This is a genomic window from Candidatus Eisenbacteria bacterium (assembly GCA_016930695.1).
In the GTDB taxonomy this organism is placed as follows: Bacteria; Orphanbacterota; Orphanbacteria; order Orphanbacterales; family Orphanbacteraceae; genus JAFGGD01.
In genome coordinates, this window is the sequence record JAFGGD010000034.1 from 172,141 (window position 1) to 197,429 (window position 25,289).

17 protein-coding genes are annotated in these 25,289 nt (G+C 67.2%); all 17 read left to right on the top strand.

Features of this window, described 5'->3' with window-relative positions; genetic code table 11:
- The first annotated feature begins 73 nt into the window (after positions 1 to 73).
- The 17 genes from JW958_08240 to hutH all read left to right on the top strand — a co-directional run bounded on the left by JW958_08240 (position 74) and on the right by hutH (position 25,285).
- Positions 74 to 769, top strand: a complete 696-nt coding sequence (locus JW958_08240; GenBank protein MBN1826241.1) for a PHP domain-containing protein — start codon at positions 74 to 76, stop codon at positions 767 to 769.
- Positions 770 to 888: 119 nt separating this feature from the next.
- Positions 889 to 1,668: a hypothetical protein gene (locus tag JW958_08245; protein ID MBN1826242.1), complete on the top strand. Its 780-nt coding sequence runs from the start codon at positions 889 to 891 to the stop codon at positions 1,666 to 1,668.
- A 36-nt stretch (positions 1,669 to 1,704) separates the two neighbouring features.
- Positions 1,705 to 2,685 carry an acetyl-CoA carboxylase carboxyltransferase subunit alpha gene (locus tag JW958_08250; GenBank protein ID MBN1826243.1) on the top strand — a complete coding sequence of 327 codons (981 nt, stop codon included), beginning with the start codon at positions 1,705 to 1,707 and terminating at the stop codon, positions 2,683 to 2,685.
- Between the two features lie 202 nt (positions 2,686 to 2,887).
- Complete coding sequence (locus JW958_08255) at positions 2,888 to 3,277, top strand: hypothetical protein (protein MBN1826244.1); 390 nt, start codon at positions 2,888 to 2,890, stop codon at positions 3,275 to 3,277.
- A 5-nt stretch (positions 3,278 to 3,282) separates the two neighbouring features.
- On the top strand, positions 3,283 to 7,476 hold the full coding sequence (gene porU / locus JW958_08260; protein MBN1826245.1) for a type IX secretion system sortase PorU: 4,194 nt from the start codon (positions 3,283 to 3,285) through the stop codon (positions 7,474 to 7,476).
- A gap of 75 nt (positions 7,477 to 7,551) precedes the next feature.
- Positions 7,552 to 8,535 carry a PorV/PorQ family protein gene (locus JW958_08265; GenBank protein ID MBN1826246.1) on the top strand — a complete coding sequence of 328 codons (984 nt, stop codon included), beginning with the start codon at positions 7,552 to 7,554 and terminating at the stop codon, positions 8,533 to 8,535.
- Between the two features lie 37 nt (positions 8,536 to 8,572).
- The gene (locus JW958_08270; protein MBN1826247.1) at positions 8,573 to 11,764 is read left to right on the top strand and encodes an immune inhibitor A; all 3,192 of its coding nucleotides are present in this window, start codon (positions 8,573 to 8,575) and stop codon (positions 11,762 to 11,764) included.
- Positions 11,761 to 12,630, top strand: coding sequence for a hypothetical protein (locus tag JW958_08275; protein ID MBN1826248.1), 870 nt, complete (start codon positions 11,761 to 11,763; stop codon positions 12,628 to 12,630). The genes JW958_08270 and JW958_08275 overlap by 4 nt, the downstream gene beginning before the upstream one ends.
- Positions 12,631 to 13,410 (top strand): hypothetical protein, encoded by a 780-nt coding sequence (locus tag JW958_08280; GenBank protein MBN1826249.1) that lies wholly within the window; start codon positions 12,631 to 12,633, stop codon positions 13,408 to 13,410. It abuts the gene before it with no gap.
- A 22-nt stretch (positions 13,411 to 13,432) separates the two neighbouring features.
- Positions 13,433 to 14,359, top strand: coding sequence for an NHL repeat-containing protein (locus JW958_08285; protein ID MBN1826250.1), 927 nt, complete (start codon positions 13,433 to 13,435; stop codon positions 14,357 to 14,359).
- Positions 14,349 to 17,762 (top strand): hypothetical protein, encoded by a 3,414-nt coding sequence (locus JW958_08290; GenBank protein ID MBN1826251.1) that lies wholly within the window; start codon positions 14,349 to 14,351, stop codon positions 17,760 to 17,762. The genes JW958_08285 and JW958_08290 overlap by 11 nt, the downstream gene beginning before the upstream one ends.
- Before the next feature lie 80 nt (positions 17,763 to 17,842).
- A complete protein-coding gene (locus tag JW958_08295; GenBank protein ID MBN1826252.1) occupies positions 17,843 to 19,606 on the top strand; it encodes a BamA/TamA family outer membrane protein in 1,764 nt (587 codons plus the stop codon).
- 70 nt (positions 19,607 to 19,676) lie between these two features.
- Positions 19,677 to 20,144 carry a hypothetical protein gene (locus tag JW958_08300; protein ID MBN1826253.1) on the top strand — a complete coding sequence of 156 codons (468 nt, stop codon included), beginning with the start codon at positions 19,677 to 19,679 and terminating at the stop codon, positions 20,142 to 20,144.
- Between the two features lie 103 nt (positions 20,145 to 20,247).
- The gene (locus tag JW958_08305; GenBank protein ID MBN1826254.1) at positions 20,248 to 21,120 is read left to right on the top strand and encodes an SH3 domain-containing protein; all 873 of its coding nucleotides are present in this window, start codon (positions 20,248 to 20,250) and stop codon (positions 21,118 to 21,120) included.
- Positions 21,117 to 21,614, top strand: a complete 498-nt coding sequence (locus JW958_08310; protein MBN1826255.1) for a GNAT family N-acetyltransferase — start codon at positions 21,117 to 21,119, stop codon at positions 21,612 to 21,614. Before JW958_08305 ends, JW958_08310 begins: the two co-directional genes overlap by 4 nt.
- Before the next feature lie 111 nt (positions 21,615 to 21,725).
- Positions 21,726 to 23,747 (top strand): NAD-dependent DNA ligase LigA, encoded by a 2,022-nt coding sequence (gene ligA / locus JW958_08315; protein MBN1826256.1) that lies wholly within the window; start codon positions 21,726 to 21,728, stop codon positions 23,745 to 23,747.
- Positions 23,744 to 25,285 carry a histidine ammonia-lyase gene (hutH, locus tag JW958_08320; protein MBN1826257.1) on the top strand — a complete coding sequence of 514 codons (1,542 nt, stop codon included), beginning with the start codon at positions 23,744 to 23,746 and terminating at the stop codon, positions 25,283 to 25,285. The genes ligA and hutH overlap by 4 nt, the downstream gene beginning before the upstream one ends.
- The last annotated feature ends 4 nt before the right edge of the window (positions 25,286 to 25,289 follow it).

Here is a 25,289-nt window from a genome sequence, read left to right on the forward strand (position 1 = left end):
GTCCGTCTCTCGGTAAGGGTACGGGCCCAGTATACACGCCCCCCGCGGAGGGGGGAACCACGGGGAGATCGCGATGGGGGAGAGGCAGGAGAGGATCCGAGTCGAGATCCACGTGCACACCGCCTTCTCTTTCGATTCGAAAGCCGCGCCGGAAGAGGTGGAGGAGGCGGCGCTCCGCGCGGGCGTCGATCGGATCGCCGTGACCGATCACGACACGATCGAGGGCGCCCTCCGTCTCCGCGGCCGCGGCCGGATCGAAACCATCATCGGCGAAGAGGTCACCACCTCGCTCGGCGACGTGATCGGCCTGTTCCTGGAGAGCCCCCTTCCGCCCGGCGTCGAACCGGAGAGAACGATGGACGCGATCCACGAACAGGGGGGTCTGGTCGTCATCCCCCACCCCTTCGACGCGCGGCGAGGGACCACCCTTTTCCCCGAAGCGTTGGAGCGATGCGTCGACCGGATCGACGCGATCGAGGGGTGGAACGGACGGATCCGGCGTCCCGCCGACAACGAGCGCGCCCTCCTCTTCGCCCGGGATCACGGCCTTCCCGTCCTGGTCGGCTCCGACGCCCATCGGACGGACGAGATCGGCCGCTGGATGATGCGCATCGAGTCCTTCGACTCACCGGGCCGATTCCTCGCCGCCCTTCCGAGGGCGGAGCCGCTCTTCCCGGAGTCCTCACGCAAGCCGGAGCGCCGGCGCTGGTTGGACCGCGTTCTCCGTAATGGCGCGCCCACCGCGCGTCCCGAACCGGATCGAGGCTAACGCCTTTATTCTTGACGCCTTCCGTGGCATCTGCTACATTCCGCCGTTGGTCCGGGGCCGCCCGTTGCCCCCCGGTCCCTGTTTCCGGTTACCGCCCCTACGAACTGGAGGACGTTCCGGTGAAGCGTGTGTCTCGTCTTACGGCGATTCCGCTCCTTCTCATTCTCGCCGCCCCGGCCCTCCTCTCCGCGCAGGAGGAGGATCCCGTCGATCTGATCCGTATCCCCACCGCCGGGATGCTCCCCCGCGCCGCCTACGACACGGGGCTCCGCATGTACGCCGACGGCGGCGTCCTCGGTCGGATACGGGTGGGGCTCCGCGAGTCGGTCCTCTTCGGGTTCACCTTCGGCGGGTCCCAGGTCCTCGGCGCCGGCGAACCGGACTGGAATCCCCGGGTGGAGTTCCTGATCCGAGGGCGCCTCTTCGGCGAATCCTACCTGGGACCGGCCCTGGCGATCGGCTACGATTCCCAGGGCTACGGGCCCTACGACGACGAGTTGGATCGCTATCAGAACAAATCGCGCGGTTTCTACGCGGTGGCGAGCAAACACTTCCTCTTCCTCGGCGAGCTGGGGTTGCACGGCGGCGTGAACTACAGCCTGGAGAGGGACGACGACGACGACGAGCTGAACCCCTTCTTCGGCGTGGAGAAATCGATCCACCGCGCGTTGGATCTGTTGGTCGAATACGATCTGGCGACCAACGACAACGAGGAGAACGAGGGCTTCGGCGAGGGGAAGGGATTTCTGAGCGCCGCCCTTCTCTGGCGGATGACCGAGACGCTCCACTTCCAGGTGGATTTTCACAACCTCCTCGAGAACGGGGAACGGGGAGGATTGGAGCGGGACCCGGGCGAGTGGAGCCGGGAGATACAGATCGTGTATCGGGACTATTTCTAGCCCGGTCGCCCCATCCCGCGAAGGAGTCGCATCGACATGGCCGAGGCCTTTCTCGAATTCGAAAAACCGATCGCCGAGCTGGAGGCGAGGATCGAGGACCTGCGCCGCCTCGCCGACCAGGAGGGGCTCGAGGTCGCCGACGAGCTGCACAAGCTCGAAAAGAAGGCGGACAAACTCCGCCGGGACGTGTTCAGCAAACTCACCCGGTGGCAGAGGGTGCAGCTCGCCCGCCATCCCCTGCGCCCCTACAGCCTGGATTACGTCTCCCGCATGATGGACGACTTCATCGAGCTGCACGGCGATCGGCTCTTCGCGGACGACGGCGCGATCGTCGCCGGCCTCGCCACGTTCGAGGGACGGCGGATCGTTTTGATCGGCCAGCAGAAGGGGCGGGACACCAAGGAGAAGCTGAAGAGAAACTTCGGCTCCGCCCACCCGGAGGGGTATCGGAAGGCGCTCCGCATGATGCACATGGGCGCCAAGTTTCGTCTTCCCGTCGTCTGTTTCGTCGACACGCAGGGGGCTTTCCCCGGAATAGGCGCCGAGGAGAGGGGACAGGCGCGGGCGATCGCCGAGAACATCCTGGTGATGACCCGTCTCCCCACGCCGATCGTGATCGTCATCATCGGCGAAGGGGGGAGCGGGGGCGCGCTCGCCGTCGCCGTCGGAGACCGGGTCCTGATGCAGGAGAACGCGGTCTACTCCGTGATCTCGCCGGAGGGATGCGCCGCCATTCTTTGGAAAGACCGCGCCATGGCGGAGCGCGCGGCGGATGCGCTCCGAATCTCCGCGCCGGACATGATCGAGCAAGGCGTGGTCGATGTGTTGGTGGAGGAGCCGCTCGGCGGGGCGCACAGGGACGTGGAGGCGGCCACCGGTTTTCTCCGCGCGGCGCTCCGCGATGTCCTCGCCGACCTGGACGGCATCCCCATCGACCGGCTCCTCGAGGAGCGGGCCCAGAAGTATCTGCGGATCGGACCCTTTCACGAGGAGGGGGGCGGCGTCTCCAAGGGATGACAGGGTGTTCCCGCCAGGAGACATTCCCCCGGAGGGGGACGGGGACGGGGATCTTGAAATCCATTGATTTATCGTTAGTTCCCGTTTTCCAAACCGGAGCGTCCGGGGTACGTTTCTTGCGTTTCTTCTACCGGAATGTCCCCCCCCGCGTGGGGGGCGGTCGGGGGCGCGGCGCCGAGCGGTCGGCCCGGAGCTTCCGGCGATGACCGCGGTGACGCACGCGGCGGTCGGAGGGGCGATCGGGGCCCTCGGCATCGGAGGATCCCCCGGATCGTTTCTCCTCGGATTCGCCGCCCACGCGCCGCTCGATCTGGTTCCCCATTGGGACATACGGAATCGATGGATCGACACGGCGCTTACTGTCGGTGGGCTCGGCGCGCTGCTCCTCTGGACCGGACCCTCGCCGGTATTCTGGGGAGCGTGTGGAGGCGCGCTTCCGGACCTGGAGCATCTTCTCCCGCTCCGCCGCAAGTTGCTCCCGTTCCACGGCGAACGGCACGGTCGGGCCTTGGGGCGACTTCATGCGGCGACGCAGGGGTTCTTGCTGATCGCCTGCGTATTGTGTATCGCTTGGGTATCGGGGAAAGGATGATGTCGATGCGAGCGGAAAGGCTGCGCGAGGGGATCCGAGCGGTGGCGGCCGCGGCCGTCCTTCTCGGCGCGACCCTCCCGGCGGCGGCCGGCGACGCGGTCCGGATCGTCGAACAGAACGAGAGCGGGCTGATTCTCCATTTCGTTCTGCCCGAGCTGCGTGAAACCGCCCGGGGCGAGGAGACGATCGCTCTGGACGCGGAGGGATTCTCCCGAGTCGCCCTTCCGGGAATGCCCTCCGTGCCGATCCGGGACTTCGTGATCGCCCTTCCGCCCGGCGCCTCCGCCGTTTTGGAGGTGACGGCGGAGCGCGTGGAGAGAACGGATCGTTATCGAATCGCCCCGGTGCCCCTTCTCACCCGGGACGAAGAGCCGATCGTTCCCGACGATCCCGATTTTCTGCGGCCGCTCGGTGCGAGCGGCTGGGCGCGCCTCTCGGAGCCGACCCGTCTACGGGATCAGCGGGTGGCGACCCTCTCCCTCTTGCCGGTCCTGCACGACTGGGAGAGCGGGGAGACGGCGATTTTGCGCGAGGGGACGATCCGAGTCCGTTTCCGTGGAGGGGAACGCTCCGGTTCGCCGCGCGTCTCCGGCCGGGAGGACCGCTTCGAGCCGGTCTACCGGGGCGTTCTCTTGAACTATGAAAGTTCCCGGGAATGGCGGTCCGCACCCGAGGCGCCGGCGGGGAAGCGTCTCGAGGAGACGGACAGCTTCTCCTCCGCCGCCGAGTGGATCCGGATCGAGGTGGATTCTCTCGGGCTCTACCGCGTCACCTACGAAGATCTCGTCGCGGCCGGGTTGACGGACCCGCGGGGCTCCATCGGCAACGCCCGCAAAATCCGGATGTACACCGGGACGGGCCTCCCTCTTCCGGAGATGGAGACGCTCCCCCGGCCCGCCTGGATGGAACAGGCGGCGATCCGCGTGGTCGGCGAGGAGGACGGCTCCTTCGACCCGGGGGACCGGATCGAGTTCTACGGCGTTCCCTTGAGCGCCTGGCTCGGCGAGCTGGTGCCGGACACCACGCTCTTCTGGGAGCACGTGGAGCATCCCTGGGCGAATCGGAACGTCTATTGGCTCGCCTGGGGGGAGGGCTTCTCCGAGCCGGTGAAGGCGCGTATCTCCGAGGCGGCCGCCGGCTCCGGCGTCGCCGGCGCGGCGACGGCGCTTCCCAAGAGCACCTTCATGGATCGGATCCATCTGGAGGAGAACAAGGTCCAAGACCTCACCCGTTACGGCGACGACGGTTGGTTTTTCGAGGAGTACACGCCGACGCAGAGCAGTCGATTCCACGATCCTTATCTCACGGACGCCGATATCACCCGGGAGGCGAACCTGCGGATCCAGTTCTACCACCGTTCTCTGGAGACTCAGCAGCAGTACTGCGGCAACGAGGTCGCTTGGATCAAACTGAACGCGGACCCCGACTCCGCCCGCTTCCCCTGGGACAGCTGCCGGAAGCAGGTGGACACCACCGTCGTATTCCACGGCGGCGTCGGCGAGCCGGACACCATCGTGACGAGCCACATCATGCCCGCCCGCTTCGACAGCACGGGCTACACCATTCGGAACGGCTACAACCGGGTCGTCATCACCGCCCGGGGACGGCAGCAATTCTATCTCTCCTGGATCGAAGTGGGATACGAGCGTTTCCTTCGCGCGAGGAACGAGAAGCTGCACTTCCGTTTCGAGGACGAAGGGATGCTTCGCGTCCCGATCCAGGGGATGAACGCCGCCGACGCGCGGGTTTTCGACGTCAGCGATCCCGGGAACATCGTGGAGATGACCGGGTTCGCCTCCTCCGGAGACAGCATCGTTCTCTGGCTTTCGCCGAACGGCGGGGCGAGCTATCACGCCGCGAACGACGCGGCCTGGAGGACGCCGCCGCTGGTGGAGAGGATCGTTCCGGCGGGTCTCCGCAACACCTCTTCCGGCGCCGAATACCTGGTGATCTGCTATGACGATTTTCTTGCGCCGATACGGGATCTGATCAACCATCGCTCCGCCGAGTACTCCACCCGTCTGGTGAAGCTCTCGGACGTGTACAACGAGTTCTCCTGGGGAGTGCCCGATCCGGCGGCGGTGAGGGACTTCGTCTCCTTCGCCTACCACAACTGGCCGGAAGGAGAGCGTCCTCTTTTCCTCCTCCTCGTCGGGGATGCCACCTCCGAGTTCAAGGACTACACCCTTTCCACATTCGAGACATTGCTCCCCACGCGCTTCCGGATCGATCCGGCCGGCAGCTCGGTGATGACCTACGCCGCCGACGACTACTTCACCTACGTGGATCCGATCGAGGGGGGAAGGGACTGGGCGCCGGACCTGGCGATCGGCCGATTCCCGGTGAATTCCGCGGGGGAGGCGGAGATTCTCGTTCAAAAGGTGATCGAGTACGAGACCGATCCCGACCTGGGATCCTGGAAGAACCGGTTCCTCTTCCTCGCCGACGACGAGATCAAAGCGGGGACGACGAGCGGGTACGATTGCGGGTTCCTTCTCACGCACACGGAGGATTGCGACGCCGCGGCGAAGGCGATCCCCTCCTCCTACGACCGGGACAAGTTATACATGGTCGAGTACCCGCTCAGCTCGGCCGGCCTCAAGCCGCTCGCCAAGGAGGACTACATCGGCTGGATCCGGGACGGCTTCCTCCTCTCCAACTACCTGGGGCACGGCGGCACGGACAAGATGGCCGACGAGGACCTCTTCTCCACGCCGGACGTGGCGCCGGAAATTCTCATCAACGGCGGGCGGCTCCATATCTTCTGCGCCTATTCCTGCTCCATCGGGAGCTTCGACCTGCTCGACAAGAACTCGATCGCCGAAATCCTTCTGAAGATGCGGGGGGCGGGCGCGATCGGCTCCTTCTCCTCCAACGCGCCCGCGTTCGGCAACGCCAGTAACCAGCTGAATGTCCGCTTCATCCGGAGCCTTCTGCCCGAGCAGAACCGGACCGTGCCGATCGGTTTCGCCGCCCAAACGGCGAAGGCGCTCAGCGGAGATTTCTTCTACGCGCAGAAACAGAACGACGAGAAATACACCCTTCTGGCGGATCCCGCCCTCCGGATCGCGGTCCCGCGTTACGACGTGCGTCTCCAGGGGGGCGGCGGGATCGAGTTCCAGAAAGGGACCGTCGACACCCTATTCGGCGAGGTGGTCGATTCCCTCGGCGCCCGGATCGCCGGTTTCAACGGGCTGGCGGACATCGAGATCAAGGGAATGGCGGACACGTCCGGGTACTCCTTCCTCGATATGTGGTGCACCGGCACCTCATCGAACCCGCGGGAGCTTTCGGTCGATTACAGCCTCTACGGCCCCACCTTCTTCCGCGGCACCGTGGAGGTGGCGGGCGGGGTCTTCGCCGCCCCCTACTTCGTCCCCCTGGACACCCGGACCGGCGACCTCGGCAGGGCGCGGGCCTATGTGTACGACGCCTCCGGCGGTCGGGACGGCGCGGGCGGCACGGATTCCGTAAGCATCATCCCGGAGCCGCCGGGCGCGGTTTTCGAGGACCAGGAGGGACCGTCGGTGGAGATCACCGTCGACGGCGCCCCCTTCCGGGACGGCATCAGCTTCACCCGGAACGCGCTCTTCCGGCTTCGCCTCGAGGACCAAAGCGGCATCAACCTGCAGGAGATCGACAATTACTTCACGGTTCACATGGTGATCGATCGCGGCCAGCCGGTGGTGCTCTCTTCCTATTTCGCCTATGATACAGGCAGTTACCGGAAGGGAGATCTGTCGGTCCGCTTCTCCGAAATCGCCGGCACCTTCCTCTCGGAGGGGGTGCATGAGCTGTCGATCCGGGCGGCCGACAACCTGAACAACCGGACCGAACTGGACTATCAGATCTTTCTCGTCGGCGAGGACGAACAACTCGCGTTCCGCTCTCCCGTGCTCAATTATCCGAATCCCTTCGATCCGGAGCGGCACGGGAAAACGGATATCGTCGTGGACCTCTCCCGGAGCGCGGGCGTGACGGTGCAGGTCTTGACGACCACGGGAAAAAGAATAAAGGAATTAAGAGGAAACACGGCTTCCGGCGGGCTGCGTCTGCAGATCGGCTGGGACGGAACGGACCAGGACGGGGACAGGGTCGCGAACGGCGTGTACCTGGTTCGCGTGGTGGCCGTGACGGATGACGGCTCCCAAAAGGCCGAAGAGATCGGCAAGGCCGTCGTGCTCCGCGGGGCGCGCTAGGCGGGCCCCCGCTTCCAAAGAACGGGAAACGTGTCCCCCGGGGGCACGAGAGTAAATCGGAGAGGAGAGAACAAGATGAACCGAGCGTACCGTACCGGAACCCTGTTGGCGGCGGCGGCCCTGGCCGTTTCGCTCGCGGCGCCGGCCTTCGCCGTCTCCGACGGGGCTCCTCAGTCGATCGCCCCGCTCATGACGCCCAACGCGCGCGCCGCGGGGATGGGACAGTGTTTCGTGTCCATCGCCGACGACGCCACCGCCGGATTCTGGAACCCCGCCGGTCTCGCCTGGCAGACCGGGCCGGACGTGGTGCTGATGTACTCCAAACTCGCCGAGGGCTTGGCGGACGACATCTCCTACAACTACCTGGCCTACTCGCGGCCGATGTGGGGGGGCGGACTCGGCGTCTCCATGATCTTCCTGAACCTGGGGATGTCGGACATCATCTCCGAAGACGGCGCCCTGCTCGGGGACTTCAACTCCTTCGACTTCATCCCCATGGTTTCCTACGGCGCCACGCTGACGCCGGACCTCGCCTACGGCGCGACCTTCAAGTTCATCTATTCGCGTCTCTCGCCGGACATCAAGGAACTGGGGATCGACGACGGCACGGGGGTCTCCATCGCCGGCGACCTCGCCATGCTCTACCGGATCCCGGGGCTCGGCGTTCAGGCCGGCGTGCTCGTCCAGAACATGGGGCTGGACATCACCTACAACGACCAGAACCAGCCGGAGGACCTGCCGCGGAACGTGAAGGCGGGAGTCACCTGGTACGTGCTGGACAATCAGCTCAACAAGCTCCTCCTGACCGCCGAGGTGACCAAGAACCTCGTCTATTGGGAAGGGGAAGCGATCGACAAGTTCGGCGCCGAGTACGTGTATTACGACATGGCCGCCGGCCGGATCGGCTATATCTACGATTGGGAAGGGAAGATCACCGACATCACCTTCGGCCTCGGTTTCAAGATCAAGTCGATCGGTCTTCGTTTCGATTGGGCCAGCGTCCCCCAGGCGGAGGATCTTCCGAGGGTGAACCGTTTCGCGCTCGGTTTCAATTACTAGAGCATCAGGAGCAGCGGCCCCCCGAGAAGGTCTACGGATGAAACGAAACATCGTCGCGGGATTGGCGCTCTTTCTCTCCGCGCTCCCGTTCTGCGTGAATCCCGCGTCGGGTGGGGAAAGGGAGGTCCGCCTGCGCGGGCTCTCCGCCGTCTCGTCGGCCGGCGCGCGCGCCGAGTCGCCCCGCCTCCGCCGATTTCCGGACGTGATCGGATCGGGTCCTCTCCGCCCGATCCTTCCCGGTTCGGGGCGGACCTACGAAGACATTCTCGCCGGCAAGGCGCTCGCCCCGGAGGCCACGCTCCGGATCGCCCTCTTCCGGATCGAGTTCGAGAACGACTCGGCGGGGGACCTCACCACCGGCGACGGCCGTTTCGATCTCTCCGACGGCCGGGACACGTGGCTCATCGACGCGCCCCCGCACGATTCGACCTACATGGACACGCACATGCAGGTCCTCGGTCGCTTTCTGTACGCTCAGTCCTACGGCAGGGTGAACCTGGAGTGGCGCATTTTCCCGGACGATCCGCGCGCCGCCTACCGCCTGGACGACACGGCGGACTATCTCCCCGCCGGGAGCCCGGGCTCGTGGACGATGCAGGATCAGACCGACCACTTGATCCAGTTCTGCGTCGACGCGATCCGCCTCGTGGACGACACGGACTCGAACGTGGTCTTCGCCGACTACGACGGCTTCATGCTGGTTCACGCCGGTCCGGATCTGCAGACCGACGTGAACGGCGACTCGCCCGGCGACATCCCCAGCTTTTTCCTCTCCTTCGGCGACGAGGACGAGATCTTCGTGGACAAGAGGTCGGAGGGGGACAGCCTGCGGGTGAACGGCGTGACGGTGGTTCCCGAGTACGCGAGCCAGGACGGTTTCTGGTTCGGTCTGAACGGCGTGATCGCCCACGAGATGGGGCACCAGCTCGGCCTGCCGGACCTGTACAACACCGCCTACAGCTGGCCCGCCATCGGTTATTGGGGGCTGATGGACAGCGGCGGCCTTCTCTCCATCGACGCGGGGGACGTGTATCTCGGCAGCGTGATCCCCGCGTCCTTCTGCGCCTGGTCGAAGGCCTATCTCGGATGGGTGCGACCGGAGGTGATCACCTCCTCCCGGGCGCTCCGCCTCGCCTGCGCCACCGATCTCGAGCCGGTAGAGGATCTCCCCCGCTACGCCGTCGTGCCGGTGAACGACAAGGAATACTACCTTCTCGAGAACCGGTGCGGTCTCGCCGAGGGCGCATTCGCCGCCAAGCTGGACACGGTGAACAACGTGATCCTCGGACCGGTCAGCGACGACGAGGAGGAACGCTTCACCTACGATTACGACTACGCCCTCCCCGGGTGGGGGCTGCTCGTTTGGCACATCAACGAAAGAAAGCTCGATCCGGAAAGCCTCTTCTGGACGAACGACGTGAACGTGGACTACTTCGACCGCGGCGTGGAGCTGGAAGAAGCGGACGGCATCAAGGATCTGGGGAATCCCTACTCCGCCTACTGGGAGGGGAGCGCCTACGATCCCTACTACGAGGGAAACGCGGTCCGCTTCGGGCCGGACACGGCCCCCAACTCGAACCTGACCGACGGCGCCCCTTCGCTGGTGACCATCGACGGCGTCGGCCCGCCGGGACGGATCATCGACCTCACCCTGGAGCTGGGCCGCGCCGTGCCCGGTTGGCCGGTTCCTCTTCATGAGGACACCCTCGCCGTGATCCCCTCGGGGCTCGTCGCCGCCGCGACCGGAGCGGGGAACGCGATCGCCGCCTTCTGGTCGGTCGTCGACACGGCCGGCGTCGAGCACCCATGGCTCACCGTCGCCTCTCCGGGGGACACGAGCGGGCCGACGCTCCAGCGAGTCGCCGCGCCCGGGCCGCTCCGGGGACGCCCCGTCGCCGGCGATGCCGTGCCGGCGCTCCCCGGCGAGGAGATCCTCGCGATCCTCGGCGGCCGCGCCTATCGGATCGATCCCTCCGCGGAGGAGGTCCTGATCGACCTCGGTTCCTGCGGCGCCGCGGGCGTTCTCGCCGGACCGATTCTGCTGAACGTGACCGAGGACGAAGGGTTGGAGATGGTCCTCGCCGAGGGGGAGAGCCTGTCGGTATACGGCGTGGACGAGAACGCCGTCCGGGTCGTCCTTCGCGAGCACCTCCCTTACGGGATTCTCTCCAACCTGACCGCCCCGCGTATGGAGGACGGCACGCCGGTGGTGGTGTACGTGGCGGGCGATGGTGTGATCGATGTCGATACCTTGAATGGGGCGCCCGCCGCGAAACGTGGTCCCGCCGCCGTCGCGAAGAGGGAGGGGGGCGCGCCGCCGGTGACGGTGTTCGCCGCCGATCTGGACGGCGAGCCGGGGCAGGAGATCGTTTTCGTAACGGACTATGGGACCGTCGGCGCCCTCACCGGCGACGGGAGCGCCTATCTTCCCGGATGGCCCGATTCGGTGGAGGGAGGAACGACCGGGGAGCCCTTCCTCTGCGACCGGAACGGCGACGGGGAACCGGAGATCGCGATTCCCGCCGGGCCGCGGCTGGTCCTTCTCGAGAAGAACGGCGTCCTCGCCGAGGACACCCCCTACGGGATCCCCCCCTACCTCGACTTCGGCTACGATCTCGGCGGGAACGGAATCGCGGGCGCGATCGCCGGCGAGAACATCGTGGCCCCTCTCGTCGGGGACGGCGGCGGCCGGATCTGGCTCTGGGAGAAGAAGGAGAAGGCTTTCGAGGGATGGCCGGTTTCGACGGGGAGCGGCGCGTCGGCGGTGGTCGCGGCGGCGATCCCCGGCGCCGCGGAGACGGCTCTCTTCTCCCTGCCGGACGACGGCTTCCTCTACGCCTTCCCGGCGGCCGAGATCGATCTCGCCCGTCTCCTCTGGGCGGGTCCCGGCGGCGGGGGGGAGGGCCGCTTCTCCGCCCGCGACGAGGCGCTCGCCGAGCCGCATTCCCCGGGCGGCGGCGCGGCGATCGCCCGCGCTTACGTCTATCCCAATCCGGCGCGCGGCGAGGAGGCGACCGTTCGCTATCGCCTCACCGCCCCGGCCGACGTGACGGTACGGCTGCACGACCTGACCGGGGAAAGAGTTTCGGTTGTCCTTTCCGAACCGACCGGGTATTTTGGGGAGAACGAAGTCGTGATTCGCACCGGCGATCTCGCGAGCGGGCTCTACTTCGTCCGCGTCGAGGCCGGCTCGGAGGTGGAACTGGTGAAACTGGCGGTGCTCCGATGACGGGCCGTTTCAATCGTCCGGCGGCAATCGCATGGGCGCTTCTCCCTCTTCTTCTCGCCGCGGTTCCCGCGGCGGCGGCCCTCTCCGTACCGGGTCCCGTGGAGATCGCACTCCGCGCCGAGATCGACCGTCTTCCCGCGCCCGAGGATTGGGACGGCGCGGCGGAGCCGGGCCGGGCGGCCCCCGACCCGCGGCGCGCCTTCCTCTTCTCTCTGGTCGTGCCCGGCTCGGGGCAGCTCTACGCCTCCGGTTGGGACCTCACCTCCTGGTCCGCCGCCCGCGCGGCGGTTTACGTCTCCTTCGAGACGGTCGCCTGGGTGCAGCAGCAGAAATACAGAAACAGGGGGTGGGACAAGCAGGCGGAGTACCGCGCCTACGCGGACAAGAACTGGCACTGGCGCGCCGACTGCGCCGACTGGAACGGCGGCGACGGCGCGATCGACAACGATCCCTTCGTGTATGAACCGAACATTACGGGCGATTGGTACATCGATACCGACCCGGAGTATCTCGAGTTCTACGAGGATATCCACAAGCTGCAGAAGTGGATCTGCGGCTGGGACGACTACGGTCATGTGGGGCAGGACGACGGGGAGAAGTTCGAGATCGTGGAAGGAAGCGGGATCTACCGGACCCCCCTCTCCGTGGAATACACCGAAATGCGCCGCGAGCAGAACGAACTGATGACCAACGCCGATCATTGGCAGAGGGGGATCGTGGCGAACCACATCCTCTCCGCTTTCGACGCCTTTTTCACCGCCCGGCGAATCGCCCGCGGCGAGGGTGAGGGGAACGGCCCCCTCCTCCGCTTCGGCGCGCCGGCGGGCGGCCCCGGCGCCTCGCTGGGACTGGCCTGGAGGTTTTAATTGCGAAGCGTCCGCGTCCTTCTCGTTCTTTTCCTCGCCCTCGCCGTCGCGTCCCCGCCGGCGCTCGGCTCCGGCCTGGATCGGGCGCTGCGGGCGGCCATCGACGAGGAAACGGCCCATCGGGACCCCGCCGCCGGCGGCGACGACGGCGGCGCGCCGGGTCGGGAGGACCACTCCAAGCGAAAGGCGTTTCTCCTCTCCCTGCTTCTCCCCGGACTCGGGCAGCGCTACAACGAGGACACCCTCCGGAGCAGGGCCTTCTTCGCAGCCGAGGCGGCGGTCTGGACCGCCTTCATCGTCTACAAGCTGCAGGAGAATTGGCGGACCGACGATTTCGAGGAATACGCCCGGGCCTACGCGGGCGTGCCGGCGGGGGAGAAAGACACCGAGTACTATCGCATTCTGACGATTTACGACAACAGCGATGACTACAACATGGCGGTGCGTATCGAGGCGCGGCAGATCTATCCGACGGATCCGGCGGCGCAGGATGCGTACTACGCCGCCAATGCCTACGGTGACGACCGGGAGTTCCGGTGGCGCACCAACAGCAACCGCCTCGACTACCGGGTGATCCGCAACGACGCGATCGACTCGGGGAAGAGGGCGGATTACGCACTCACGGCCGCGCTGATCAACCGGGCGATCAGCGCCGTCGAAGCCTCCCGAGGCGCGGGGCGCTGGAGCCCGGTGCGCCGGGCCGCGTCCCACATCCGCCTCGACACGACCCCCGAGGGGGATCCGACGGGGCTTCGCGTGGGGTGGACCACCCGCTTCTGACGTCCCGGAGGGAGGTCCGCCCGTGACTCCTCGCCTCCCCTTGATTCTCGGCGCTCTTCTCCTCTGCTTCGCTCTTCCCGCGAGGTCCGATATCGTTTATGTTCGTAGCTTTGGCGGCGGTTCGACCTCGGAGAACCGCCTCTCCGCACCCGCGGGTCTTTCCGTCGGTTTCGAGGGGATGCTTTGGGTCGCCGACGCCGCCGAAAACCGGGTGCTCGCTTTTGATTCCACCGGCGCGGAGAGGATGAGGATCGGTTACGCCGGCTCCGGGGAGGGACGCTTCCTGGAGCCCACCGACGTGGCCGCCGGAGAGGGACTCCACCTCTACGTGTTGGACGCGGGAAACGAACGGGTTCAGGTTTTCGACCGTTACGGCCAGTTCAACGAGGTGATCCTCTCCCGGGAGGCGGGGACGATCGGCGTTCCCGTCGGGATCGAGGCGGATCCTTTCGGCCGCCTCTACGTGACCGACGCCGAGGAGGATCTCGTCAGGGTCTTCCGTTCCTACACCGGCGAGGAGGAGTTCACCCTCGGCGGATTCGGCGCCGAGGAGGGGCGGTTCCGCCTCCCCGCCGACGTGGCGGCGGACCGGGCGCGGCGGATCTACGTAGCGGACCGGGAGAACGGGAGGATCCAGGTGTTCGACGCGCTCGGCGCGTTCCTCTACGCCTTCGGCGCCGAGGACGGGCCCGGGCGGCTTGTCGAACCGGCGGCGGTGGCGGTGGACCGTTTCGGGTTCATCTTCGTCGCCGACGCCGGGGAGGGCCGCCTGGCGGTTTACCGGCAGGGGGGCGTCTTCGCGGCGGAGGTTCGGAACCTGCCGGACGGCGCCGCTCTCGGCTCGCCGCGGGGGGTCGCCGTCGGCGAAGGCGGAATCCTTTATGTGTCGGACACGGAGAACGGCCGGATCCATCAGTTCCGCTACGCGTTCCCGGCCCGTGCGCGCTAGCCTGGCGCTGGCGGCGCTCCTCTTGGCGGCGCCGCCCCTCTTCGCCCAAGGCCGGGCGATGCTCGGCGAACGGACCTACCGGATCGGCGCGGTGGAGGAACCCATCACCGGCGCCGACCACACCGGCCCTTATGCCCTTTCCCGAACCCATCTCTACGAAGGGAGCGAAGCCGTTCACTTGCACGGCGCCGACCTCGTCCGGGAGAGGGATTATTGGATCCGCTACGATCGGGGGGAACTGACCTTCGCCGAGCCGCTCTCCCCGGAGGACACGGTCCTCGTCTCCTACCGCTGCCTTCCCATCTCGATCCCGTCGGAACGAGTGCTGCACAAGTTTCGTCTCGCCGAAGGAGGGGAGGAGGCCGTGATGGTCGACGAACGGGAGCCGTCGCCCATGGCGGGCCCCCTCGACACCGGCGCCCTCCGCGTCGGAGGCAGCAAGAGCTTCGCCGTCCTGATCGGTTCGGGGAGGGAGTTGACCCTGGAGCAGTCGCTTCGGATGAGCGTCACGGGAAACCTGACGCCGACGGTGCGTGTCACCGCCCGCCTGACCGACCAGAACCTCCCCTTTCAACCCGAAGGCCGCTCGGAGCGGCTGGAGGAGCTGGACGAAGTCCTGGTGCGCATCGAATCCCCCCGGGCCGAGGCGACCCTCGGCGATTACGCGGTCCGTTACGACGACACCCGCTTCGGCCGCTACGAGCGGGTGCTGAAGGGGGCCCTCGGCGCGGTGCGCGCCGGACCCGCCGAGGCGGAGATATCCGGCGGCGTCTCGCGAGGCGATTTCCGCTCCGTGGAAATTCGGGGCGTGGAGGGGAAGCAGGGTCCCTACCGGATCCTGGAGATCTCCGCCCTCGGGCCGGTGGTGTCGGCGGGGAGCGAGCGCGTTTTCCTGGACGGTGTGATGATGACCCGGGGGGACGACAACGATTACGTGATCGACTACGCCGAAGGGACGATCTCTTTCAACCCGAGCCGTCCCATCGGTTCGGAGAGCCGGATCGCCGTCGATTTTCAGGCGAGCGGCGACCGGTATCGCCGGGTCTTTCTCACGGGCCGGCTCCGCGCCCACACGGAGGACGACCGTTACGGCTTCGGCCTGACGGTGCTTTCCGAGAGCGACGACGCGGACGAGCCGGAGGCGGTCGTTCTCGGCGAAGCGGAGAAGGACTCGCTCCGCGCGTCCGGGGATAGGCAGCCTCTCGGGACGTCCGCCCGTTATCTCGAGGAGGGCGGGGATTACGACACCACCGGCGGATATTTCGTTTATGCGGGAAGAGATTCGGGCGATTTCGCCGTTTCCTTCCGGCAGGTGGCGTCCGGCGAGGGAGCATACGTCGACTCGATCTCCGAGGAGTGGGGGCGGAGAATCTTCATTCACGTCGGCGAGGGGCGGGGGAACTACACTCCTCTGGTCCCCCTGCCGCTTCCCGAAAGCCACAGCCTGATCGGTTTCTCCGGGAAGGCGCGCCCCTTCCATGCGCTCTCCCTGGAGGCGGAGGCGGCGTGGAGCGACCGGGACCGGAACACCCTCTCTCCTCTGGACGACGGCGACAACACCGGCTCCGGCGCCCGCGTCGAGGCGCGCCTCGATCCCGTTCCCGTCGGCCCCGAGAAGGCCCGTTTGGGCGAGGTCGGCGTGCGCGGGTCCTGGCGGAGCGTGTCGGAGAACTTCGAGCCTCTCGGCCGCTACCGGGGACCGCAATGGGACGAGCGCTGGATGACCGGCGATCTCGCGCGGGCTATCGGTCCCGGCCGGAGAGAGGATGATTTCCTGGGCGCCGGCGACGCTTTCGCCTCCCGGGGGCGCGAGAACGAAGCGGAGGGGGAGGGGACTTTCCGGCGAGCGACGCCGCTGGGGACTTTGCGTTTCTCCGGCGAAGGGGGAAGGCTCGAGCGGGACGAATTCCACGCCCGGCGATGGTCCTGGAAGAGCTCCATCGAGAGAGAGAGGCGTTTCGCCGTCGACTTTACGGGCGAGAGGATCACGAGTGAAGAAGCGGACACTCTGGAGGGGGAAACCTTCCGTCGGGCCGGCGGCGCGTCGGTTCGGATCGGTCCGGTCCGGCCTTTTCTCCGTCTCGGCCGGGAGAGGCGTGAGTTCCTTCACGCGGGAGGGGAGCGAAGGGGGGACAGGGGGATTGAGAAGCGCGCCGGTTTCGCCTGGGGAGATGCCGCCGCTTTCACCGGGGAAACATCCGTGACGTTCGAGACTCGGGACTATCTCGATTCGCTTGTCGGCGATTGGGAAGAGTGGTACGAGGCGCGGACCGACGAGGTGTCCGTGGACTGGCGCGGCCCGGTTTCGCTCCACGCCCTTTACCGGGGAAGGGGATTGGACTACGGCGAGCGGGTGACGGAGGGGAACCGCCGGAGCGATCTGGGGCGGATCGAGCTCAGGCACGGCGGATGGGGCGGCCTGGTTCGCGGAAATTGGACCTATGAAGTAACCACCGAGGAGAGCCGTTCCCGCAGGAAGGTTCTTCTCCGCGCGCCGAAGGGGGAAGAGGCGGATTACGACAGCCTGGGCAACTATTTCCCCGGCGAGGGGACCTTCAACCAGGAGATCGTGGAGGGTGGCGCGGAGCCGCTCATCGATCTGGAGGCGGGGGGGACGATACGGATCGAACCGGGGAGGATCGGCGAACCGGGCCGTTTCCGTAAGGGGCTCCGCTCCGAAACCGTGATCCGGGTGAGCGAGAGGACGACCACCGACGATGCGGCTTCCCTCCTGCTCCTCGATCCTTCGGCGTTTCAGAGAAACGACGCCACTCTTCGCGGGAGCGCGTCGATCCGTCAGGAGTTTCGCTGGACCGATCCGCTCTCCGACGCGGGATTCTACCTGCGTTATTACCGGGAGGAGCGCGAGGAGAACGAGTACGAGACGATCCACCGGGACGACAGCGTGCGGGAGATTCTTGGAAGGGCGAAACTGCCCTTCTCGCCGGCGGTCGCGACGGAGTTGGAGTGGACGAGACGGTCGGAGCGGGAGGATTCCAACGACCGCCGCGCCGTCGATCTGACCAGTGACGACTGGGTCGCGGCGGTTCTGGTGCAGACCGGCCCCCGCTGGAGGCTCCGGCTCCCCGGGGCGGTCCGTTCGGACAGGGAGAAGGTCCGTGAGGAGGAGCTTCTCGAGGTGCGCGTCGAGCCGGAGGGAACGCTCCACTTGGCCGCTCGGGGGAGGCTCGACACCCGTTTCGTCTACAGCCGTTTTCTGCGGGAGAATCTGGAGCGCGCCGGATCCTTCCTCAGGAACCGCAAGGAAGGTCTTCGCTGGAGGGTGCAGTTCGTCTACGAGTGGAACACCGTGCTCTCGTCCACCGTCTCCTACAGCGGCGAAAACCTGAAAGGCGAGGATACCGAGCAGAGGTTTCGGGCGGAGATGCGCGCGTATTTCTAGGGGAATGCCGATCCGACGATCGGAATCACCCCGGGGCGCGGGAAGGGCGATGAGGAGTCCGGTGCGGGGAGTCATGAAGTTTGAGAAGTAAAGGTACAATTCGAATTCTCCGGCCGGCGGTCCTTCTTCTCGCCGCGTTCCTTCTCGCCGCGGGCGACGTGTCCGGAGAAAGGATCGGATCGATCCGGATCGAGGGGAACCAGGCCTTTCCCGGGGACCGCGCGCTGGAGGCGCTCGATCTGGCGCCCGGAGGGGAGTGGAGCGCCCGCGAGGAATCGGTCGCCGTTCTTCGCCTTCTGGACCGCTACGCGCGCGCCGGCTACCTGGAGGCGGAGGCGTCGGTCCGCGTCTTCTCCGCGCCCGGGGGTGCCGTCGATCTGGAACTGACGATCCGGGAGGGACCTTTCCTGCCGTTGGTGCGGGTCGATATCGAAGGGACCCGCGCCCTCCCCGTGGAGGAGATCCGGGGGCGGATCGACACGCGACCGGGACGGGTGCTGAACGCCGCCCGTCTGGAGGAAGACCTGGACAGGACGCTGCGGCGCTACGCGTCGTCCGGCTATCCCTTCGCCCGGATCCTGACCAGCCGGGTGGAACGTTCGGGCGACCCCGAGGGGATCGCCCTCCGTTTGCAGGTGGTGGAAGGTCCCTTCCTCACCCTCGGCGACATCCGCGTGACCGGGAACCGGAGCACGCGCGCCTCGGTGATCCGCCGCCTCTCGGGCCTCCGCTTCGGCGAGCCCTACGATCAGGACGCCGTGGAAGCGGGCCGGGATCGACTCCTCCGCTCCGGCCTCTTCCGCACCGTCTCCGACCCGACGACGCGTGTCGAGTGGAAGGAGAAAGAGGCGGTGGTGGAGTACGCCGTCGAGGAGGGACGGCACAACCGGATCACCGGGGTCGTCGGATACGCCCCCGGCCCGAACGGGGGGGACGCGGTGATCAGCGGTTTCGTCGATCTCTCCTTCCGGAACATACTGGGCACCGCCCGGAGCGCGGAGATCCGCTGGGAGAGGGTGACGCCCGAGACGCGGCACGCCCGGATCGCCTACCGCGAGCCGTGGGTCCTCGGCACCCCCTTCTCCCTCGGAGGAGAGATGGCGCAGGTGCTGCGCGATTCCACCTACTCCCGTTTCACCGGCGACCTCACCTCCGACGTGGAACTCTCCCGAAGAGTGCGCGCCGATTTCCGTTTCGGCGGCGAGACGATGCGTCCGAGGCGGGAGGCGGCGCCGGTGCCGCGGAGCCGCCGTGCGTGGGGGGGGATCGGTTTCTCTTATGAGGGGAGGGACTATCCGGCCAATCCGACCGGTGGTTGGAAGGCGCGCCTCGGCGGGGAGTACGCGGAGCGGCGGATCGACGAGGAGCCGGAGCGCGGGTTCGAGGGGAAGAGGGTGCGGCAGGCGACATTGGATGCGGCGGTCGGCCTCTACCATCGCGTGGGCCGAAGGGGGGTGCTCGCCTGGGAGGGAGAGGGGATCGGCCGCTATACGAACGCGTCCTACGTTCCCGCCTACGACCAGTTCTACCTGGGGGGCGCCACCACGCTTCGGGGATACGACGAGGACCGCTTCCTCGGCGAGAGGATCGCCTGGTCCCGCCTGGAGGCGCGGGTTCTGCTCGGTCCCCTTTCCCGCGCCTTCCTCTTCTTCGACAGCGGTTGGGTCTTCCGGCGCTTCGAGGAAGGGGATAGCATCGCCCATTCCACGATCGTCCGGCACGGCTACGGTTTCGGTATCCGCGTCGACTCGGCGATCGGCCTGCTGGGCGTCGACTTCGGCATCGGCCAGGGGGACGGCTTCTCGGACGCCAAGATCCATGTGAGCGCCGAGGGGACCTTCTGAGGCGCACCGCGCTCCCCGCCGCTCGCGTTTTATCCTTGTTCTGATTTCTTTTTCCCTATAGTATGCGGCCATGATGAGTCGAAGCCGGCGCCTAAAAAAGGAGCCGCGTTTTTCCCGCCTGCCGCGGCGGGGGCGGGAGGCGCTCTGCCTTCTCTCGGCACTCCTCATCGCCGTTCCGGGGTGCGGCGTCCGGAACCTGAAGAGGATCCAAGCCGCGCCGGATCAGCACGGGATCCTGGACGCCCGATCTCCCTATCTAAAGGTTTATCTGAAAAACGGCGAACTCTGTCTTCTCCGCGACTGGAGCGTGAACGAAGAGGCGGGCGTGGTGGCCGGAACCGGGGAGCGCCTCGGCCCCGACCGGGAACTGATCGACTCCGGGGAGTACGCGGTTCCCGCCGATTCGGTGGTTCTCCTCGAGACCAACCGCGCTCCGGTCTCGGGGAATCTGATCCCTCTCGTTCTCGTCACTATCGTCTCCCTCGTCACCACGGTGGTCGTCATCCACGATCCTCCGTCCTTTGAGATCGGGGATTGATGAAGAGGAGAGAGCCGGTGTCGAGCCGCGGGAAGGGGAGAGAGGGGGGCGCGGGACGATCTTCTCGCCCCGGAGTGCGCCGAATGAAGAACGGGGAGCATCGATGAGACGCCTGAACCGAGGGATCGTTCCGCCGCTCATCGGCATCCTTCTCGCCGGCTGCGGCGGGCCGCCGTCGAAACCGCCGCGGGGATGGCTCCCCTCCGCCAAGGAGGGGGAGCGTTCCGTCTGCGGCGGCTGGGTCGACATCCGTCTCCGCGAGCCTCTTCCCCGCGAATCCTGGCCGGAGCCTTGGGACGGCGAGGTGACCGTTTCCTTTGCGAACCTACACGACGGGCCTCGCGCCGGTTTCGGGAGCGATGTAGTCGGCGCGGTGAAACGGGGGGATTGTTATCGCCTCATCGAGGAGAAGGAGTTTTGGCTCCGGATCCGTCTGGACGACGGGGCGGAGGGATGGGTCTCCCGCCAGTATGTGAGCCGCAAACCGCTCAGTCCCCGGTCTCTCCGGGGGGAGCTGATCGCCGTGGAGGAGGACTCCCTCTTCCTCCTGCAGAGAGGCCGTCTGATCGGCGTTCCTCTGGAGAACGTGCGGGACGGTGTTCTCCGGCGCTTCGACAGCTCCGTGGATCATATTAAAATGTGGACCGCGCTCGGCGCGGTCAGCACCGTCACGCACAGCTTCCTATTGATCTTCTCGCTCCCGCTCTGGCTTGTGGTGGGATTGCCGACGAGCCACGGAATCGGGAGGCTGGGCCGTGTCCGCTTCGACCGGGAAAAGACCGACCGCATCGCCCCCGGCGCGCGTTTCCCCGGCGGTTTCCCGGAGGGGATCGATCGGGACGCCATCCTCCCCGGCGAGGGGCGCGGCCCCTGTTCGGAGGATCGCGGCCGCGGGTCTCTCCCGATGAGGAAGGAGAGGGGGGGAGAATCGGCCGAAGACGCGGACCCGCTCGGCGCGGCAGGAGGTGCTCATTGAAATCGTTCACGATTCGCCCGATCGCTGAGGGGGACCGGGACTGGGTCCGCGATCTCTTCGCCGAGCACTGGGGATCCTCCCTGGTGATCACCAGGGGGACGGCGCACCAAGCGGACGCGCTCCCCGGATTCATCGCCGCCGAGAAAGGAGGGGGCGTGCGCATCGGTCTTCTCACCTACCGGATCGACGGGGACGAGTGCGAGATCGTCTCCCTGAACAGTCTGCGCGAAGGGATCGGCGTGGGCGGGGCGCTCCTCGGCGCGGCGACGGAGGAGGCGAGGCGCGCCGGATGCCTCCGGGCCCTGCTGATCACCACCAACGACAACCTCCCCGCCGTCCGTTTCTATCAAAAGCGCGGATGGCGTCTCCGCGCGGTCTACCCCGGCGCGATCCGCGAATCCCGCCGGCGGAAGCCGGCGATCCCGGAGACCGGCGTGGACGGGATCCCGATCCGGGACGAGATCGAGCTGGAACTCCCCCTCGACGGGCGCTGACCCGCGCCTCGCGAAGCCCTTCCCCGCTGCGCCTCTCTTCGTTACACTCGATCCGTCGCGGGGCGGCGGCACGCCGATCCGCCCCGGAACCGCGGCGAGAGGAATCGCAAGATGGCCGAAAAGGCGCCCCAAAAGATCCGCCGGGAGGCGGAGAAGCTCCGGCGGGAGATCGTCCGCCACGACCGTCTCTATTATGAAGAGGCGGCGCCGGTCCTCTCCGACCACGACTACGACCTCCTCCTCGCCCGTCTCGTTGAAATCGAAGAGCGCTACCCCTGTCTCCGCGTCCCCGATTCACCCACGCGGAGGGTGGGGGGCGCGCCTTCGGACCGCTTCGAGACGGTGGAGCACGCCGTCCCCATGCTCTCCCTGGACAACACCTACTCGGCGGAGGAGCTGGGAGAGTTCGACCGGCGGATTCGCAAGCTCCTCGGCCGGGAGAGCCTCGACTACGCGGTGGAGTACAAGCTGGACGGCGTGGCGGTCACTCTTCTCTATCGCGACGGCGCGTTCGTCCGCGGCGCCACGCGAGGCGACGGCCGCCGCGGCGACGACATCACCGAAAACCTGAAAACCATACGCTCCATCCCGCTCAAACTGGAGGGGGGCGCGTCCTCGGGGGAGGTGGAGGTCCGCGGGGAGGCGTACATCGCTTTCCAAGATCTGGAGAAGATCAACCGCCGCCGGGAGGAGGCGGGGGAGGCGCTCTTCGCCAACCCGCGCAACCTGGCCGCCGGCACGCTCAAGCTGCTCGACCCGCGCCAGGTGGCGAAGCGTCCTCTTCGTTTCCGCGCCTACCGGATCGTGGACCCCGAAGGGATCGGCATCGGTACGCAGATGGAGACCCTGGAGCGTCTCGGCGCCTTCGGTTTCTCCGTCGACGGCGAGGCGCGCCTGTGCGAAGGGATCGACGGGGCGACGGCCCGTTGCCTGGAGATGCAGGAAGCCCGCTACCGGCTCCCCTTCGGCGTGGACGGCGCGGTTCTCAAGGTGAACGACTTCTCTCTCTACGGACGGCTCGGCGCGACCTCCAAGAGCCCCCGCTGGGGGATCGCCTACAAGTTCCCGGCGGAGAGGAAGACCACCACGGTCCGCGCCATCGACCTGCAAGTGGGGCGAACCGGCGCGGTGACGCCGGTGGCGAACGTCGCCCCCGTTCCTCTCGCGGGGACGATCGTGCGGCGCGCCACTCTCCACAACGAGGAAGAGATCCGCCGTCTCGACGTGCGCGTCGGAGACACGGTATGGATCGAGAAGAGCGGCGACATCATCCCCCGGATCCTCGGCGTGGAGGCGTCCGCCCGCCCGCCCGGCGCCGCGCCCTTCCGTTTCCCGGAGGAATGTCCCGTTTGCGGCGAGCCGCTGATCCGGACCGAGGGGGAGGTAGTGGTCCGCTGCGAGAACCCGGCGTGCCCGGCGCTGGCGCGCGCCCGGATCGTTCACTACGCCTCGCGAAACGCCATGGACATCGAAGGATTGGGTGTGAAGGTCGTGGACCAGCTCGTCGGCGCGGCACTGGTTGCCGAGATCCCGGACCTCTATCGCCTCGAAAAAGAGAGGCTCGCCGCGCTGGAGCGTTTCGGCGAGAAGTCGGCGGAGAACCTGATCGCCGCCCTGGAGGAGAGCAGGACGAGGTCCCTGGATCGCTTCCTCTTCGCCCTCGGCGTTCGCCACGTGGGACGGACCACCGCGCGCGCCTTGGCGGAACATTTCGGCGAACTGGACCGCGTGCTCGCCGCCTCGGAGGAGGAACTCGCCTCGGTGGACGCCGTCGGCCCCGTCATCGCCTCGTCGGCGGCGCAGTTCTTCCGGAGCGCCGCCGGCGCGCGTCTGATCCGCCGCCTTCACGAAGAGGGGGTCCGACCGCCTCCGATGGAGATGGGCGACGCCGGAGAGGCGCCCCTCCGCGGGAAGAGGGTGGTCCTCACCGGAACGCTGGAGTCCCTCACCCGGGAGGAGGCGCGCCGAAGAATCGAAGAGGCGGGGGGTCGTGTCGTCTCCTCGGTGAGCGCCAAGACCGATCTGGTCGTCGCCGGCGCGTCCCCGGGATCGAAGCTGCGGAAGGCGGAGGAACTGGGCGTCGCCGTGGTCGACGAGGCGGGATTTCTCGCGATGTGGGGAGGAAGGGAATGAAACCGATCGTGATCGACGGCGCGTCCCTCAGCGTACGGGAAGTGGGAGAGGCGGCGCGGCGCGGGCGCTCGGTTCGGATCGATCCCGGCGCGAGGAGGGCGGTGGAGGCGGGCCGGCGGCTCGTGGACCGCGCCATCGCGGAACAGAGGATCGTGTACGGCGTGGACACCGGCTTCGGCGACCTGGCGCAGGTTTCCATCCCGCGGGAGGATCTGGCGGCGCTGCAGCTCAACCTTATCCGGAGCCACGCCACCGGGACCGGCGATCCGCTTGACCTCCCCGCGGTGCGCGCGATCCTTCTCGTTAAGGCGAACGCGCTCCTCAAGGGGCACGGCGGTGTCCGCTGGGAGGTGCCGGAGCGCCTGATCGATCTGTTGGAGAGGGAGATCCTGCCGGTGGTCCCCTCCATCGGTTCGGTCGGGGCGAGCGGCGATCTCGCCCCCCTCGCCCATCTCTCCCTGCCGCTGGTCGGCGAGGGAGAAGTGTGGTGGAAGGGGGAGAGGCGCGCGGCCGGCGAGGCGCTCCGCGAGGCGGGACTCGATCCGCTCTGTTTGGAGCCGAAGGAGGGGCTCGGGCTCATCAACGGCACGCAGGGGATCACGGCGCTTCTCACCCTCGCGTTGGATGGGATGGACCGAACGGCGGCGCACGCCGAGATCGCCGCCGCCCTTTCGGTGGACGCGTTGCGGGGAACCGACGCCGCCTACCACCCCGCCCTCTACCGCGCCCGGCCCCACCCCGGGGGGGTCGCCGCGGCGGAGCGTCTCCGTGGGCTTCTCGCCGGGAGCGGGATCCGCGGCTCCCATCGTTTCATTCGTAAAACGCAGGACGCCTACTCGATCCGCTGCGCCCCCACGGTGATCGGCGCCGCGCGGGACGTGATGGAGCGCGTGCGGGAGACGACGGAGATCGAGCTGAATAGCGCCACGGGAAACCCGCTCTGCTTCCCCGAGGAAGATCGAATCCTTTCAGGTGGAAACTTTCACGGCGAGCCGGTCGCGCTGGCCGCCGACTTCCTCGCCATCGCCGCCGCCGAGGTGGGGAGCATCGCCGAGAGGCGAGTCGCCCGTATGGTGGATCCCAGACTCTCCGGTCTCCCTCCTTATTTGGCGGAGGAACCGGGGCTCCACTCCGGCTACATGGTCGCGCAGTACACCGCCGCCGCCCTCGTGTCGGAGAACAAGGTCTGGTGCCATCCCGCGTCGGTCGATTCGATCCCCACCTCCGGCAATCAGGAGGATCACGTCAGCATGGGGTTCCACGGGGCGCGCAAGGCGCGGACGGTCGCGGAGAACGTGAAACGCGTCGTCGCCATCGAGCTGATTCTCGCCGCCCAGGGGGTGGAGTTTCTGAGGCCTCTCCGGACGAGTCCGCGGCTCGAAGCGGCGATCGAGGCGATCCGCGCCGAGGTGCCCCGCCTCATGAAAGACCGCCCCTTCACACCGGACCTGGAGAGAGTGTTGGAGATGATGAACCGCGGGACGATTCTGGAGGCGGCGGGCGTCTCGATCGGAACCGCGGAAAATGATCGGGTTTGAAAGG